This is a genomic window from Psychrosphaera sp. B3R10 (assembly GCF_018861025.1).
GTDB lineage: Bacteria > Pseudomonadota > Gammaproteobacteria > Enterobacterales > Alteromonadaceae > Psychrosphaera > Psychrosphaera algicola.
The window spans coordinates 37,243-54,415 of record NZ_JAHKQH010000043.1; the positions used below are offsets into that span (position 1 = coordinate 37,243).

At 34.8% G+C, this 17,173-nt stretch carries 12 protein-coding genes and 1 pseudogene; 1 reads left to right on the forward strand and 12 read right to left on the reverse strand.

Annotation, left to right across the window (positions count from 1 at the left end; genetic code table 11):
• Position 1: 1 nt before the first annotated feature.
• Genes KO525_RS16690 through KO525_RS16705 form a run of 4 tightly spaced genes read right to left on the reverse strand, consistent with a single transcriptional unit; the run spans position 2 to position 6,717 of the window.
• Positions 2-1,306, reverse strand: a complete 1,305-nt coding sequence (locus KO525_RS16690) for a site-specific integrase (RefSeq protein ID WP_215964976.1) — start codon at positions 1,304-1,306, stop codon at positions 2-4.
• Positions 1,307-2,284: a hypothetical protein gene (locus KO525_RS16695; protein WP_215964977.1), complete on the reverse strand. Its 978-nt coding sequence runs from the start codon at positions 2,282-2,284 to the stop codon at positions 1,307-1,309. It abuts the gene before it with no gap.
• The gene (locus KO525_RS16700) at positions 2,277-4,301 is read right to left on the reverse strand and encodes a hypothetical protein (RefSeq protein WP_215964978.1); all 2,025 of its coding nucleotides are present in this window, start codon (positions 4,299-4,301) and stop codon (positions 2,277-2,279) included. Before KO525_RS16700 ends, KO525_RS16695 begins: the two co-directional genes overlap by 8 nt.
• Position 4,302: 1 nt before the next feature.
• Positions 4,303-6,717, reverse strand: a complete 2,415-nt coding sequence (locus KO525_RS16705; RefSeq protein WP_215964979.1) for a hypothetical protein — start codon at positions 6,715-6,717, stop codon at positions 4,303-4,305.
• A 69-nt stretch (positions 6,718-6,786) separates the two neighbouring features.
• Between KO525_RS16705 and KO525_RS16710 the strand changes: the two are divergent.
• Positions 6,787-6,957: pseudogene (locus tag KO525_RS16710) on the forward strand (NAD(P)/FAD-dependent oxidoreductase); the annotation flags it as partial.
• Positions 6,958-7,195: 238 nt separating this feature from the next.
• Here KO525_RS16710 and KO525_RS16715 read toward each other — a convergent pair.
• The 8 genes from KO525_RS16715 to KO525_RS16750 form a co-directional block, all read right to left on the reverse strand.
• A complete protein-coding gene (locus KO525_RS16715; RefSeq protein ID WP_215964980.1) occupies positions 7,196-7,864 on the reverse strand; it encodes an FRG domain-containing protein in 669 nt (222 codons plus the stop codon).
• 604 nt (positions 7,865-8,468) lie between these two features.
• Positions 8,469-10,430 carry an LTA synthase family protein gene (locus KO525_RS16720; protein WP_215964981.1) on the reverse strand — a complete coding sequence of 654 codons (1,962 nt, stop codon included), beginning with the start codon at positions 10,428-10,430 and terminating at the stop codon, positions 8,469-8,471.
• Positions 10,431-10,619: 189 nt separating this feature from the next.
• The gene (locus KO525_RS16725) at positions 10,620-10,766 is read right to left on the reverse strand and encodes a hypothetical protein (RefSeq protein ID WP_215964982.1); all 147 of its coding nucleotides are present in this window, start codon (positions 10,764-10,766) and stop codon (positions 10,620-10,622) included.
• Between the two features lie 13 nt (positions 10,767-10,779).
• A complete protein-coding gene (locus KO525_RS16730) occupies positions 10,780-11,145 on the reverse strand; it encodes a diacylglycerol kinase (protein ID WP_215964983.1) in 366 nt (121 codons plus the stop codon).
• A 3-nt stretch (positions 11,146-11,148) separates the two neighbouring features.
• A complete protein-coding gene (locus KO525_RS16735; RefSeq protein ID WP_215964984.1) occupies positions 11,149-12,831 on the reverse strand; it encodes a phosphoethanolamine--lipid A transferase in 1,683 nt (560 codons plus the stop codon).
• 10 nt (positions 12,832-12,841) lie between these two features.
• Positions 12,842-14,446, reverse strand: a complete 1,605-nt coding sequence (locus KO525_RS16740; RefSeq protein WP_215964985.1) for a hypothetical protein — start codon at positions 14,444-14,446, stop codon at positions 12,842-12,844.
• Positions 14,447-14,536: 90 nt separating this feature from the next.
• Positions 14,537-16,129, reverse strand: a complete 1,593-nt coding sequence (eptA, locus tag KO525_RS16745) for a phosphoethanolamine--lipid A transferase EptA (RefSeq protein WP_215964986.1) — start codon at positions 16,127-16,129, stop codon at positions 14,537-14,539.
• Positions 16,126-16,977, reverse strand: a complete 852-nt coding sequence (locus KO525_RS16750; protein ID WP_215964987.1) for a phosphatase PAP2 family protein — start codon at positions 16,975-16,977, stop codon at positions 16,126-16,128. The genes eptA and KO525_RS16750 overlap by 4 nt, the downstream gene beginning before the upstream one ends.
• Positions 16,978-17,173: the final 196 nt, after the last annotated feature.

Sequence of the window (17,173 nt, forward strand, 5' to 3'; positions counted from 1 at the left end):
ATCATGCACTACGGATTTCAGTAAACTGTTTTATATGTAGTTCCATATGCTGCTCGAACGCCTTTTTTACATCTATATCCACATCTGTTTTATTTATATCGAAAGTCCCAGGTAACAAAGCCAATATGGCTGCATTTCCACGTAACTTTAAGACCGTTTTGATATACTTTTTTGTTGTCTCTATATCCGCATGACAAAGCTGCATTTGTAACCAGCTATGGATATCACTCAACATAGACATATTGATTTCCAAATCAGTCACTTTTTCATAATTCATAAGTATATGTGTTGCACCAGTGTGACGAAGATCATGAGGTATAACTTTTTTCCCAATTTTTTTTGATGCGGTTTTAAAAGCCTCTTGGAGCATATGACTAGAAACTGGCGTTCCATGTTGATTTATCCATAATGGTGGATACTTGGTAATTAAAGGGTCTTTACAATGCTTGGAAGGGACATATTTTTCTATTAGTTTTTTACGCCGCTCTTCGAAGTCATGATTCAATAGCAATTCATCAATGAATTTCATCGTATGTATTGTGACTGTACAGTGAGCGTTAGAACCACCTTTATTACGAAACCATAACTCTTGAGTTTCAATATTAGCGCTTTGCATTTCACGATAACTTTTCCATAATGGATTCTTTGCATTCGGGCTTTTCGGGAACTGCCTTATTCCACCGTTTCGGAGTAATGTTTGCAGCATTGCAATGGCCATAACACCAAACACGCTATCTTCTTCATTTAATGCTTTAAATAGTTGCCAAAATTCATCCATTGTTAAAACACTATCAGCATATGTTTCATTCTTAGTTAACCAGTCATCTGGGACTGTATTATTCTTCTTTCTTCTGACTGTATCTTTATTTCCTCTTGTATGTGATTGGAAATCACCTTCGGGATTGCGTTTTTTTTCAAAGAAGTTGGACGCTGGAAATTTCATATTATGATGAATGTTATTTGCTGTTAAATAATCGAAGTAAGCCTGCCACGATGAAACATAAACCTGGATAGAGTTACCTGTAAAGCTAGTGTCATGCATAAAATCCATTAAATCTTCAACATCTTCATAAGTAGCCTCATACGGATCAATTCCATTATCTTCAAAAGTATCGAATAAAAATTTTAAGTGGTACGCTGTAGTTCTTAACGTTTCTTCGCTTGCAGATTTTTTCTTATTAGGTATGGATGAAGGCTCATTTTTAAAAGCATGTAAGAATGAAAAAAGCTGTTCATGGACATGCCCATTACTAGTTATGGGGATCCCGCAAGAAAGAAGGTTGCTTTCAGTAAATTTAATTGGCATTTAATTTCTTACCACTATTATTTCGTCAATGAATGTTTCTCTTTCAATATCAACTTTTTCAAGACGTGCAACATATTCAATAAGTATTGAAGATGGTATTTGTCTATCAAATGGTCGAGCCATATTTCTTGTTTGTATTAAAGGAATTGGGGTATTGATTACAACAGCACAAATTAGTGCTGTTGGGTTAGTTTTCGCAATAAGGTTAGCCCATTCAAAACGATCAATAAGCGTTAAATTACAGCAATCAATTATTAGAGAGTGGCGATCAGGGTAAAGCTCTCCTTGTTCAATCCAGGTGGTTTTTCCGCTGCACGGTAGGCCAACCATTAAGTATACCCTTGTTAATATTGGCTTTTTCAACTCAGTAGTTATGTTTTTTCGCGTATCACTCCAAGCTGAATTTCTTAAACTAATATCATCAAAGTTATACTTACCATCGACAAAAAGAAGTGTATCAGGTGAGAACACTTTAGCTGAACCAACAAATGACTGTTTAATTTTTGGTGAAGAAATTGCTTCGTATGCGTATTTATCAAGTTTCTCTTGAAGTTCTTCTATTTCTTTCCTTTTAGAAGATAAAGAAGCACTTAACCTGTTTTTATCAATAAGTAGTCTGGCAGATTGATCTTGCGCATTTTCTGACTCTTTTCTTAATCGAGAGATTTCTTCATCCTTGATGCCGATCACCGTGTCATCAAACTCCATTGATTTATCTTTGTTCCATGTAGTGATTTTTTCACCTAGATCAGTAAATAAGTTATTATATTTTGACTCTGAAAAATTAGGTTTATAAAAAGTTGTTCTATTCAATCTCGACTCTTCAGCTATTTTAGACAGTACAAGTCTTTTTTTACCTTCAGCTTTTGCTTGAGATAGATGATCAATGTATATATTTAAAGCATCATCATACTTTTGCTGTGGCGAGCGTTTATCTTCGTCTTGCTCACTTGGCTTTTTAGCTATTTTTTTAACCATTAGCTAACTCTACCTCGATATCCCCAAAGACTTCTTTTATGTCTTTAGCGTACTGTTTAATAAAAATTTTAGCTGTTTGCTCTTCATCAAATGAGCTTTCTAGACCTAATAGAAGTTGCTTATAGAACACGTAAGCTTCATAAAGTGGTAAGCTCCAATCTCCCATTAGTGAATCTTTGCACTTATTTCCAATACAGTTCGCCAAATCTGGTAATGTACCTAAAACTTCTGAATATGCTTTAGAAAAACCAGAGTCACTTCTCATTCGTCGATATTTATCATGACTGCAAGGGGACTCAGTAGTATCGTTTGCATTTCTCATACAAATAACACTCATTGGTGTTAAAAGAGCATTCATTTGACCTGATTGAATGCGTTCATAGAGCAAGACTTTAAATTGTTCTTTTAAAGTTAAATTTAGCTCTGCTTCTGTTAGAGATTCAGATTGATTAATATCTTTTTTAAGCTCTTCAATGCCTGTTTTTAATGATTCTGCCTTACCTCCTGCAATTTGATCGTTTACTATCGCATTAGTGATTTGCTCAACGGTTTTAAAGGTACTTTCCTTAATAATTTCTTTTCGTTTTTTAATTACGATGGGATTATTTTTCAAGTAAGCATCAGGCATAAGCCCATTTGAGTGTCCGAATAATTTTTTTAAAATTAAAATAGCAAACTTACTATGACTTCCGATCCAACCAGCAAGAGTCGATCTATAGCAATGAGCTGTAGCTTCATAGTCTTTGTCTTCATCTATGATCAAATCAATAGAGTAATAGTTAAAAAAGTATCGAATAATTTGGCTAGTAACTTTACCATCTGCAATTGCCCACTCTTCACCTTCTTTTCGTTCTTTACCCCTGTTAATTTTCTGTACACGATTAAGTAAAAATTTAGACGATTTTTCCCATCGAATTGCTTCTAACAGCTTTGTTGCTTTATAAGTTCTGGAAGGTACTGGAATAACAAAGTTTTTCAGTTTAGTTTTTTTTATGTTGAGAACGAGGTAATAAAGTAAATCACTACGCTTAGATGAAATGCAGCATCCCACTTGTAAATTTCTTAGATCTACATTTCTAATGCCTGTTGTTAAAAGAATAATTTGAGTTGCTGCTCCCCTTGCTAATTTAAATAAATCATTTAGCCATGACATTGTTATTTTGCCCTTAACATCAAATTCTAAAGGTAAAAATGATTTGAAGTACCGTCCATAATTCTCAACAATAGTTCTTGAAATAAATGTATTTATTTGAGGTTTTTTGCTGTTCTTTTCACGCTTTGAGTTTTTGTCTTGATTACTTCTAACCAAATAAAAAATCTCAGATATAACACGTATTCTTTCTTCAGATATCCATGGTTCAGCATGTGTAATAATCTGACTGATTTGGGAAAGTGGAATCGGGATGTATGGAGTTGCTATATGATAATAACCGAGCTGATTGTTTACATTATTCACCCAACTTGAAATGTCATTTCCTTCCCAAGGTAGCTCCAAATTACCGTGTAAAAAAGGTGCTTCTTTAATAGAGTCAAATGGAGTTTTTTCTACATAAGAAAAAACAGATAATGCATGATAGTTAAAAACGCTTTGTTTCTTTTGAATATAACAAGATACTACCTGCGTAATATCTCCTTTTTTTAGGTACGATAAGCCTTTAATAGAAGAGCTACCACTAATTGTAAGTATATTCTTTTCTTCAAGAAGGTGACCAAATTTAGACATAAATTCAGGAACAACATTGATAATGCTTGTTGCTTTGTTGTTTAGTTCTATTTGGTGGTAAATGACAACTTTAATGAGCACCATTAAAGGAAATTGATTTTCACTAAAGTAGTTTAACCATTTAAAATCTGGCTGGTCAAAGTTCTTGAATTTCCAAACGTTATCAGAAAACTTTGATTCGTTAGATATTCTACTCATATCGTAGGTGTCATACTTTTCGCCAAGAGCTTTTAAACATTGTAGCTGCTGGTAAAGTTGACTATTTAGTACATTTAGTTTTAAAAGGTTTTCCATTTTAAAATCCTTTTTGTGAAAAAATTGGAGGCAAAAGAGCTTGTCCATTTACCCAACATTTGTTTGCATAGATATAAGCCTCTTCTAAAAGCTTTACACCATTTACATGTTCTTTCTTGAATCGCTCTAAAGAGTCAAGCGCAATAGTATGTTTATCAATCAATGTTGAGTTAAATAAGTCAGGTGTCTTCTCCATAACTTTTTCATACTGCAATACCCTGTAAACAATACGAGGAAGATGGCCAGAAAAAACTCTAGATCTTTTACAGCCAAGGCATAAATCAAAACTTTTACAATAATCTAAATGAATTAATTCTTTAGGCGTAGGTTGCGTAGGGTCAGTACAATCACATAGATATCTTTGCTTAAAATTTGTCAGTGATTTATCTTTACCAACTACAATTTCGCCTTCGAACTTTAAAGCGGAATCAAGTAAGTCTTCGGTAAGCGCAATTATTGATAGATCAATTGCATGAGAACTATGGCCACTTTTCATCAAGTAGCTAAAGACTGTTACATCAAAATTTTTGTGACTAAGTGCAGCTTTAAGTTTTTCAATTAGTTCAGTTTCAGATTTTACTTCATCTATTAAAGAAGTTAGTTTGTGACCGGCAAAAACTTTTCGAAACTTATGTCCTTCAAGAGAAGGTAATCGCTGCCAAGTGTCATCCATAATGCTAAATATCTTACAAAATGTAGAAATCAAGTTCTGCCATTTGTGATCATTTAATTCATAAAACAATTCTCGTTCTTTATCTTTTGTGCTATCAAGCAGCTCCAGATATTTATAAAAAGGTGAAGATACATTTACAGAGCTAATGACCTCTTTTCCAAGCCCGGTGAAATTCGACCTTTTTTTGTATCCTAAGAGCAATATCGCCTTTTCTTTGTTGTTAGATTCCTCAGTTGATCCTAAATATTTATCAAAGTACTCTAACGTGGAAATACCATCGATTTTTGACAGTGTTGAGTAAATTACTTCGCCATTTAAGCCGTAGGTTATACATGCATATAAAGCGACTAAAAAGGCTAGGTGATCTGACTTTCCTGATAAAAAATCAAAATATGAGTGGTTAAATTTTTCAATTTCTCCATCTTCATACTCTTTTCTTTGTCTGACTCCCCATAAGTCTTTTCTCAGATAGCATAAAAATTCATGGTATTGCTCTTCTTGATTATATGCTTCTGCAATTTTTCTTATTCGCTGAACCAACCAATCTTTTCGATCTGGGTTTCCCTTTAAGTGAAGTAAAACATTATCCATTAGGATTTCGTAGCCGTTATTACCTTGATTAAGTAAATCAGAAATTTTACTTTCATATAGCTTTATCGGTCGTTGAACTCTTATAGAAAACTTTTCATACTCGATATAGTTTTTACCCAAATCTGATTTTTTAATTCTTTTAATGTCATTTTTTCTTTGTTTTATCGTTTTAGTAGCTGTAAATTTAAGAAACGATTTATATTCAGAAACCATTCCCAACTTTGTTGCAAGTCTATTGATTTTATTCATAAAACGACCTTGGTAGGCTGCCTTGTGAGCTTCATCGTAAATGCAATTCAGATATAAGGTTTGATACTTTTCAGGGGATGAAAGTAATTCATTAATCTTTTTATCGTAATAATAAATCGGAGGTACTGCTTCTATTTCAAAATTGTTAGGATTTAAATAATGTACGCCTAACACTTCAGGGGATAGCTGTTTAATGTGCTCCATTGAAGTCTTTATATTTTCAATTTCATAAAATGTATAAGCTAAGATCTGAGTCATTATTCGATCAGAGTACCCTTGATCAAGTGCTAGCTCTAAATCTATTTCATGGATATTCCGAGATAGACTTTTATCCCACATTACATTAAGTAAACCTATATCCTTGAAGTAAGGCTCCTCAAGAAATAACGCTTTTAAGCTATTAAAGTAATTTTCTTTGGTTATGTTTTTTTCTTCGAGTAAATAGGCTCTAAAATTTGCGAATGTGCTTAATTCCAAATTTAAAATATCGCTTAAGTTAAGTTTTTCTAAATACTCTATAAAGTAACGTAAGCATGAGTTAATTTTTGATAGGCTTGACCATTTACTTTGTTTTTCTAAATGCTTTATTAAAAGCCTTGCTAAAAACTCCGCACTTTCTCGACCTAATACACTCACTGCGAAATTAAAAAATGATTCCTTTTTATTATTCTCTGCGTGAGTTCCGGCTCCAATTATTGTTTTTAAGTGATTATGAAACCTTGAGTTTGCCTCTTCTTTTGAGTTAGCTGCTTCAAAGAAAAAACGTATTCCTTTTGATTTATTTTCAATATATGGTTGAAATGGAGGAAGTTCTGGATGAGTAATCGATATCACTTTATGATCTTCAGATCTTTTATTTCTATATTTTGATAAATCTCGTTTTGTTCTTTTACTAACAACCATGCCATTACCTTTTTAATTCGATAACATTAATATAGTGAATCGATCAACAATGTGGTAATTATAATGTTTGTCACTTTAGGCGGCGTAGACACCAATCAACTGTCGTCAAAAACGATGGAATGTAAATCAGTAAAAGGTTTGTATTTTATTGGCGAGGTCACAGATGTAACGGGTTGGTTAGGCGGCTATAACTTCCAGTGGGCCTGGGCCTGTGGATGGGCGTGCGGGCAAGATTGTTAAGTTAGTATACGAACATTATAGCTTGAGATAATTATAATCGCAGTGCGACAATTATAGACAAATAGGTTACAAAATGAATCATGCGCATTAATACTACGCTGCACTTACCGCTCAAAATTTATTCGTCCTAAAGTGTCGTGGTTCACATCTGCTATAACACTTTGATTAACCGACGACAGGCAGTTTTGAGCGAAAAGCGGACGGTCGTTCAAACTCATTTCTGGACAAAAGTGAGTTGCTACTCCCAAAAACCATATTCAAACTTTAGACTTTTAGTTAAACCATCCAAATCTGGGAATATTGTAGCTGCATTTATTCCTGATATGGAAAGAGTGTTTTTAATAGCTTCTTTTATGCTACATGGCATAATAATTTTAGTTATTTCAGGGTGTTGCCAAGGTGTTGTGGGATTTGGATGTATCGAAAAAAATCCACTTTGAGCACTAACGCGCCTTGTTAAGTGCTTAGGTGGGTACATATACACGTCGTCCAACCCATCAATTGGTGGCTTTCCAGTTATATCCTCAATAGTCCTCACATTTGTCGGCGTAATGTAAACAGCAAAGTCACTCTCTTTTATATGGTTCTCAGTTGCAAAATATAATGCAACAAGAGGGCTACGCGTCCAATCTAGTAATCTAGTAGGCAGTCCATGATGTTGGGCAATTGTTAACAACTCGTAATCATTTTCTGGGATTTGATTAAGGAAAGGGACAGCTTCATTTTTAAAGCGCTTAATTAATATTTTCTCTATTTCATTAATAGGCCGCTCGTCTATATTTTTTCGACCAATAGATGGAATCAATTCAAAACTCTTATCTTCCACCCCTCGATAAAATGTTCCGCCGGGAAGAGTTTGAATATATGCCAAATATTCATCAAATGTTTTTAATTTTTTAACTTTCACCTAAATACCTTAATAACGAATAGATTCTACTTTTCAAAGTAACAAAGAATTCCTACCTATGAAATAAGTTAAACCGTTTTGGGGCAAATACGAGTCAGACGCTAGCTCGCCAATGGACACTTGTGAGTTAGAACGAATGCGTGCTTTGTGCCAATAACAAGCCTTGAGACACTTAACGATTAAGGCAACAATTATACGGTAGCGGACATAAGCCTTGTTATTTCTCACGATATTTGAATCGATACAACTCTCCCAGCGTTAGATAAAGAAGTTACCTAAAAGAAGTGGACATTCAATTAAGATGATTTTAGGTATTAAATTTTTGTGATTCTTTGATGCTTTCGGGCACATTACGCCATAGGGTTTACGTGCACTTATTACAAAGTATGAGTACTCTAAAACATAAGGTTCAGTACAAAAGTTCAGCCTGAATGTGAACAAAGCGAGATCTAAATAGATGCTTTAGCTCAAGCAATAACTTATCTATTAATTGTGTTGGCTGTATAGGCAATAGGCTCGTAATCAATCACAGTATTTAAAGTTCTGTGATTGATTAATGTAGGACTTAATAACTAGAGCTCACTAAAATGAATAGGTTGTATTTTTAGTCATACAAAGAAAAATACCAGCCATTTTTATACGCTAAACTGCCCCATAGAACATGAGCTAAAGCTACTTCAGATAAATAAACGTTTTCTGCTTTTGGGTTTAATTGATTTTCATTAATATTATATTCAAAATTTAAAGCAGGTTTACTTGGTTGTAATATGGTTACTTCATCATCGATCATATATGCAAAATTTTCTGCGTATTGCATCATTGCTCTGCCTGATGAGTTTGGTTCGGTAAGATCTTGCCCTAACATAGGTGAATGATTTTCTACGCCCATTAACGATAACAATGTTGGTGCTAAGTCAATTTGACTGACAATTCGCTCATCTGACTGAGGGCTGTTTCCTGAATTTAAAATGACACCGGGTATATGAAAGTTATTGATTGGCACTAAGTCACTGCCTGTTACTCTAGCATCATGATCAGCGACAACAAGGAATACGGTATCTTCCCAATATGGTTGCGTTTTAGCTTTGGCTATAAATTTTCCAAGAGCATAGTCAGCATATTGAATTGCTTTATGGCGAAGTAATTCTTTAGAATCATATCGTTGTAATTGTTCTTTGGTATATTCTATAGGGCTTATGACACCCTCTGGGATTTCAAAAGGGTCGTGATTACTAGAGGTAAACACAAAACTAAAAAAAGGTTTATTAGATTTGTGTAATTTAGTTAACTCTATATCAGCTTGATTAAATAAATCTTCATCACTAGCTCCCCAAGATGCGATAAATTGAGGGTTTTCAATATCATCAAAATCAACGATGTCAGTAAACCCATTCCCCAGAAAAAAGCTTTTCATATTGTCAAAATGACTTTCGCCACCGTAAATGAATTGGGTTTCATAGCCATTACGTTTTAATAATGATGCAATGGTAAAGAAGTCTTTTTGAGACTTATCTAGTTTGACTACCGCTCTTGATGGGGTCGGAGTAAACCCAGTGATGACCGCTTCGATACCGCGAACTGAGCGTGTACCTGTGGCATATAATCGATTAAACGCCCATCCTTGTGCATTGAGTTTGTCTATTTCAGGCGTTATTGGTATTCCACCTAATGATGAAACATATTGTGCGCCTAAACTTTCTTCTAAAATGATCACAAGATTTTTGGGTTTGCCTTGGTAAGAAGGTGAACGTTTAGTTAGAGTTGGATACTCGCTATTATTAAAGCTACTTTGAGGTTGTTGCGTTTGGTGTCTAACCAATTCGATAATTCGCTCATCACTCATTTTGCCGTACAGCTTGGCAGCATTTTTTTCATCGCCAAACTGATTAAGTGCATAGGCAACGCTGTAGGTTGAGTTTAAGGTCAGTGAGTTTATTAATGGGTCTGTTGAAAAATAGACCAATGCAGGATTAATTGGTCGATGACCAACAGTACCTCTTGCACACAAAAACAAAACGATAAAAAGCGTAAAGAACGAAACGATAGAGATTTTTAAATTGGTATTTGTACCTGCTGGTAGGAATTTCCCTAAGTACTTCCATATAAATTTACTAGCAACAATTAAGGCGGTAAAAACTACGATTAACGTCAGTGAATGACCATTAACTAGCATTTTTGTTACTTCATCAGGATAAGCTAGATACTCAATAAATAAACGATTAGGTCTAAAACCGTATTCGATTATGAAAGCAGGTGTTGCTAATTCAAAAAATAAGACAGCAAAAGCGGCAATGAAAAACCAAATTTTCAAACAGTTTATCCAGATTAATCTGAATTTAGTCGCTACTAGCCAAGGGTGAAGTAAAGCTGGTAATGCACATAGGTAGCCGAGCAGACTTAAGTCAATACGTAGACCATTTACGAAGAGCTGAATAAGGCTAGAAGCCGTATCAAATCGTTGAACTTGCCACATAGCTAAACCAAATCTTGTTGCCGTAAGAAATATAAGCAATGCAGCAGAAAAAATAACAAATGGTCTTAAAACACTATAGACAGGAGCAAACATCGTTGAAAAACTCTCTTAATAAAACGATATTTACCTTATTTTATGAAGCTTAAAATTTGCTTAATTTAAACTGATATTTAACTAGGTAAGTAGATTTCTACTGAAATTTTCTATGAATTAATGAAAATTAATTCTCAATGTTTTATTAAGGCTGGCCGTAGAGGTAGAGTTACAACGAAAACTATTATGTCAAACAGTAATGCCTAAGTTTGCAGTGTACCTACTCAATTCTAATCCACCTGTTTCGCCTAATGTGGTGGCAAGCACTTTAATAACCCAAAAACCTAGGGTAACTTGAAGTACTTTAACCACTATATCTTTTAAGTTTTGGTTCATATTCTTCTCGTTATTAAATCAAAACCGCAGCCCAAGTACATACTGCGATAACTAAGCTTATAAAAACTGCCGCAGAGCCTAAATCTTTAGCTAAGCCTGATAAAGGGTGAATTTCTAACCCTACTCTATCAACAACAGATTCAATCGCAGTATTGAGTACTTCTGTAAAAAGGATGAACAAAGTCACTATAATTAATATCAGTTGCTCTTTATTTGTAATATCAAATAAAAAGGTAATTGGGATAACTACGATTAAGAGTACAAGTTCTTGTCTAAAGGCAGCTTCGTTTTTTACTAACCAGTTAAAAGCTCTTAACGAGTTTAAGGTTGCTAAGTAAACCCTTTTTAAGCCTTTCGGCTTATTTTTATTATCAAACATGACTTATTTGGCTCCAATAGAAGTAGATTGGTATGCTGATTGAGCTATTAAACTCGATAGCTTACATTGGTTTAATGGATTGTTTTGTTCTTTGTAGGTGCCGGACTTTACCGACATTTCATTGAGTAAAATATCAAATATATTGTCGTGGGAAAGGTCGACATTTATTGCTTCTTTTAAACAATCTGCTTTACCTTTCAAGTGTAATGAATCGGCCCAATAGATAAAAGGTACGTGGGTTTGTTCTCTTGGAGCAAAAGCATAAGGTAAGCCATGCAGGAAAACGCCACTTTCACCCAATGACTCTCCATGATCTGAGATATAAAGCATAGAGGTTTCAACATCATTTAGTTCACTTAAGGAACTCAATTCACCTATAACTTTAGATAGCACGTAATCAGTATACGCTATTGTATTATCGTAAGTATTCACCAACTCATCTAGCGTACAATTTTGAATATCGCTACGTTGGCAGTCAGGTGTGAAAATACGTTTTTTTTCTGGATATCTTTTGTAATACGTTGGACCGTGAGAGCCAATCATGTGAAGCACAATTAACGTGTTTTCATGTGTTAACGAAGTCAGCTTCTGTCTTAGTGGGGGAAGTAGTGCTTCGTCAAAACAATACTCTCCATCACATAATGGACTTGCCTTTTCAGTTGCAATCTTTAGTGTTTTTACCCGGTTGCATACATCTTTACAGCTACCGTTATTGTTACTAATCCATAATACGTCCGCACCTGCTAAATGAATAATATCAATAGCATTTTGCTGCGAAATTGCTATTCGTTTGTCATAGTTTTCTTTATTTAATCTTGAAAACAAACAAGGAACAGAAACGGCTGTTGCAGTTCCACAAGAACTAACGTTTGCAAATGAAACAACATTCAACTTGTCGGTATACTGATTGGTAGGTTTATCATAACCATTAAGCGAAAAGTTTTGAGCGCGAGCTGTCTCGCCTAATACCATGACAGTTACGTGTTTGTTTTGTGTAGGCTTAACAATTTCAGGTTTGGTGTCTAATAGGCTAAATTTTAATGGAGGATATAAGTAGTTCTTCCTAATATATTTGGCTGTTGAATCAATTAAAGCATAAGGTGTTAAATAGCCTACAAGGTCGCGGTTATTTCTGCCGACAGATGCATAGCTAGAATAGAAAACTATCGCTATTAATAATAGTACACCAATACTACCACTGAGTAGTTTTAAACGAGTGAACAATTCCCCTATAAATGAGTTATAGGTTAACTGCACTTTTGCGATGAGTATAGAAGGTACAACCCCAAAAAATAGAAAGAAGAAAATAGCAGACAAATTGAAATATGAAAACGCTTCAGCAGTATCGATTTCAGCAGTGTTCTGAATCATGCCGTAATCAAAAACGATGCCGTAATTAAGAGTCGCATAGAATAGTATTGATGATAATAAAACTATTAAGATTAAGAGCGGCTTAGTTATCCATCTAAAAGCGAAAAAGCTTTGTACTATGATTGATAACGACAATAAGAAAAAAGGCACAGAAATTAAAAATAATAGGTTATATTGATCTAAGGCTGTAATGACAGTTACCGTTTTGGTTAAAAACGGGATATTCACAATAAAAGTAATATATAGGCAGGTATAGATTACTAGTTGATTTGTTGTGAGTTTGAGGTTTTTGATAAAGGGAATAGCGCGGTTCACTTTTATGGCCTTAAAATGAATGTTTAGTTGTTATGCGAAACTCAACGCCATTGACATTGGCATCGGAGCTTATTGGTTTAATAACGTCAACATGAATGACTCGTGCCTCACTCGTTTGGGTTGAATAAAATCGAGCACCTAGTCCTATTGATTTCATCCATAAGTTTTTTTCTGAGGTTGCTTCTTGCTGGTTAAAAATCTTTCCTACATCGATAAACGCAGCACCACCTACTTCTATAAGTTTGTAAATATTGATATGAGGGTAATACCTCGCTTCAAGAGTGAAAAGCGTACTGTGGTCGCCATGTTGATATTGAAGAGGGTAGCCTCGCAACCCAGTTTCGCCGCCCAATACGATGGGAGAGTCTTTAAATTGGTTCTGACTAATTTGGCTTACATTCTTAAAATAGCCGCCCCAATTGTTATTGAATTTGTGAAAGTACTCATTGCTAATATTTAGAAGAGTTCTAGATTCTTTACCTGACAAGCTATACGCTTCCCCTTCAAAAGTAGCTGTAAAAAACCAAAAGGAGTTCTCAAAAATATCTATGCCTTTGGAAACACTCGACTGCCAGATGAGTATTGGTGAGGTATTTGACCCACTGATATCGGAGCCAACATTACCTGTTAGGTGCCAACCTAAGTTAAAATCTTCAATCTGATTAATTAAATTGACGTTGGTGAGTTTTCTATAATCTTTTTGTAAAAATTCAACGCTTAGAAATGGGTAGTTAAACTCTCTATTTTCAGGCAGGAATTCTGGTGCGGTTAAATGGGTAATATCATCGTTTGAAAACTGATGTTCTTCACTGGTATAGCCAATACCAAACCTTAGCGTATTGGCAGTCGTATCTTTATACAGCCACTGCCAGCGTGCGGTAGAAAGCTTTTGTTTATGGTTGTATCGATCAAATTCCTCACCATTTTTGTATTGAGTATCAATTTGATTAAAATTATTGAAACCAATATTAAAGGCATTATTTGTGTCGAAACTTACAAAGTCTTTGTCTATTGATATTGCTTCTGATGTGCAGTCATCATTGCTTGTGAAGCGAATATTTGCATTGATGTTGTTGTTTAAAAACAGAGGGAAACTTGACTTAAATTTATATCCACTGCGCTGATCATTGGTAAACGATTCAATTTCCGCATTAATGCCTAAGCCAAGAAAATTTCTATCTTTAATACCAATGGCATACTTATTTTTTCCGCCTTTTCTGCCAAAATCGACCGTAGGCATTAATGACCAATTATCCCACGTTTCAACCTTTATCTTGGATGAGTTTTCGTTAGTGGTAACTCGTGCATCTTTGAGATACTTTTTGCTTCTAAGGTGGCGCTCTAACTCTTGTAAGTCTTGCTCATCAATTTCACATTTTTTTATGAAAAAGGCGGCTTCATTTATTAGGGTTGTACTTTTGGTTTTTATGTGTAGAAAATTCCCCCATCGATGGAGGAAAATAGTGTCAGGATCTTCTAGGTCAAAAATATCGTTAGTGGTCAGTTCAAGATTTTTTGTTTGGTTACAGACTTGCTTTTGGTCGGAAGCTTTAGATGTAAAGCTAATATTTAGTAATGTGCTGACTAATACGGTGGAAGTAATAATTCTATACATAAAGTCACCTCGTTCAATGTGACTTTATAGTAATGAGGTAACCTTAAGATCGGCTTAGTGTAAACTGATATTTGACCTAAATTACACTGATTATTCTCTCAGGTTAGGTGAAATATTTTGGTTTAATACATCTAGTTCTTTTTTATAGATAGGTGATTGAAAATCAAACGCACCTAATACAGTATGAAATACATTGAAGTGTGTATGACTCTCGCCTTGTTGTATAAACTCCAGGTCTATTTGCTTATGCGATTGCATCGAATCTGAAGCCCATAACAAAAAGGGGATGTTTTTTTGATAGTCAGGGGCAAATGAATAAGGTGTTCCGTGCAAATAAAGTCCTTGCTCTCCTAATGACTCACCGTGATCTGAAATATACATCATGGCTGATGGAATGCTCTGCAAACTCTCAAGCTTGGCGATCAAAGTTGCTAAAAAATGATCCGTATATAAAATCGTATTATCATAGGCATTAATCAGCTCTTGTGAAGTGCATTTACTAATTTCCTCATCTCGACAAACTGGCTTAAATTGGTTGAAACTTGCTGTATATCTAGAGTAATAACTAGGGCCGTGGCTTCCTTTAGTATGCAAAACAATAAATATTTTTTGTTTTGTTGATGATTCAATAGTTTCAATTAAGTTTGTTAATAGAGCCTCATCCAATCTACAGCCTTCTCCCTGACAACTTGAACGTAAATCACTAGCTTTAACATAACTGCTTACGTCAATTGCTGGCTCTCCCCAGTTGTTTGTTCTCCATATCACGTCAGCCCCATGCCTAGCTAAATAAGTTGGTAATGCTTCAAAATTGGCGACTTTTTCAGTGTGAGATAACATGCAAGCTAGTGAACCTGTAGTATACGTGGTGCATGACTGTGTGTTTTTAAACACAAGTAAATTAGGCGTTTGTTGCAATTTAGGGTTTGTATTTTTCGGGTAACCATATAAAGAAAAATTGTCTGAGCGAGCGGTTTCACCTATCACTAAGACAAAGACCATCTTTTTAGTATTGCTAAATTGCCCATCAGGTAAGGGCATTTGTCCGTCAGTTGAGTTATTCAGTGAAGCGTAATATCGATTGGTGTTAATGATGTAAGACCAAGGCAATATTTTCCCCCCAAGCAAGCTTGCGTATTTGTCTATCCATAGCCAGCTTGAGGCGTTTAAATAGAGGATAAGGATTGAAGTAATTAATCCAATAACTCCATTTATCGCGACCTTTCCTCTATCTAGTCGATTTATTTTAAGCTTTATATAAAAATAAGCCGGAATTAAGCCGATAAATACTATAAATAATAAAAGCTTAAAGGTAATAAGTTCAGATGATTCAGAGTACTCAGTATTAAATATATTGCCCATCATGGTTTTATCTAAAACCACTTGGTAATTAGCCATATAGTAAATTGCCATGGCATTAATTATCGCGGTCACTCCAAGAAATATTTTAAGTAAGATAGGGGAAATTAATGTAACAATGGAAGCGAATGTAAAAGTAAAGGTAAAAGCGATGAGGAACACAGACAACAAAATGACAGCACCACTGGCACTTAATACATCGGTATTTTCTACAACAAAAGAGAACAAAATTAGATTGAAAAAAATTGTATTTATTATGCTAGTTATTAGCACATAATTACTGGCTTTCATCATTAAGAATAATGAATTTAGTTTTAATATCATTTTAATAGGATAGCTTTAAGTGAAATGTATGTGCCGACCGTGCCGCTAACAATTATCGCTACCCACACTATAAATAATGCAGGGGTTTCGCCGCTAATTGTTAAATAAAGTAATAGCGCACAAAAATTAAGAATAAAGTATCCTAGATAAATAGGCTTAGTCACTGCCCAGTTCCACCATTTTGAGTAATGACGACTTAAATACTCACCACTCATCCCTGCCATACCACCCAAAAGAGCGCCTAAGAGTAAATCGGCAGGCCAATGAGCACCAACGGCAACTCTTGAAATAGCAGTGATGGTTGCAATAAACAGTAGCATTGCTATTACAGAGTTTCTTAAATTCGAATGATGTTTATCCTGCTTCAAATATACAAAAATAAGTGCTGACATAGCAGTGAAAATTGTAATGGTATGCCCAGAAGGAAAGCTTGTGTGTGCGGCTAAAGTACGACCAATAATAGTAAACTGGTCATGCTCCAATACTGCTGCTGGTCGGGGAATAGCGAAAAATGCTTTTCCTGCATGACTTATAATAAATGCAGGCGGTACTGAGCCAAACATTGCAGCCCATGCTTTAACGCTAAATAAACAAATGAATGAAAGCAAAGGAACGAGAATTAACGCATCGCCTAAATAAGTAACGTTATGCCAAAAGTATTGAGGTAAAAACTGGAATGTTTGATTACCAAAAATAAATACCTTTAGTTGGCTGGCTATATATTGGTCTTTGTTCAACGCAATGCTTGAAACTAATGCCGAAAATAATAGAAAAAGAGCGAATGGCTTCCAATAAAAGGATTTGTTGGAATGAACATTTATTTTGCAAAGTTCAGGCTTAATTAACATAAATCACCTCTAGTTTGATGAGCTGATTTTATGAACTGAAACTTAAGAATCGCTTAGTGAAAACTGAAATTTGGCAATAGATGCACTTTTAATTTGACCAAGCACACATGTTGCGGATAAAAGTGATACAAGTCGTGACGTTAAGTAGTGTTTTAGGAAGAAAATATAATGAATCTGTAACCCTCCCATAAAATCA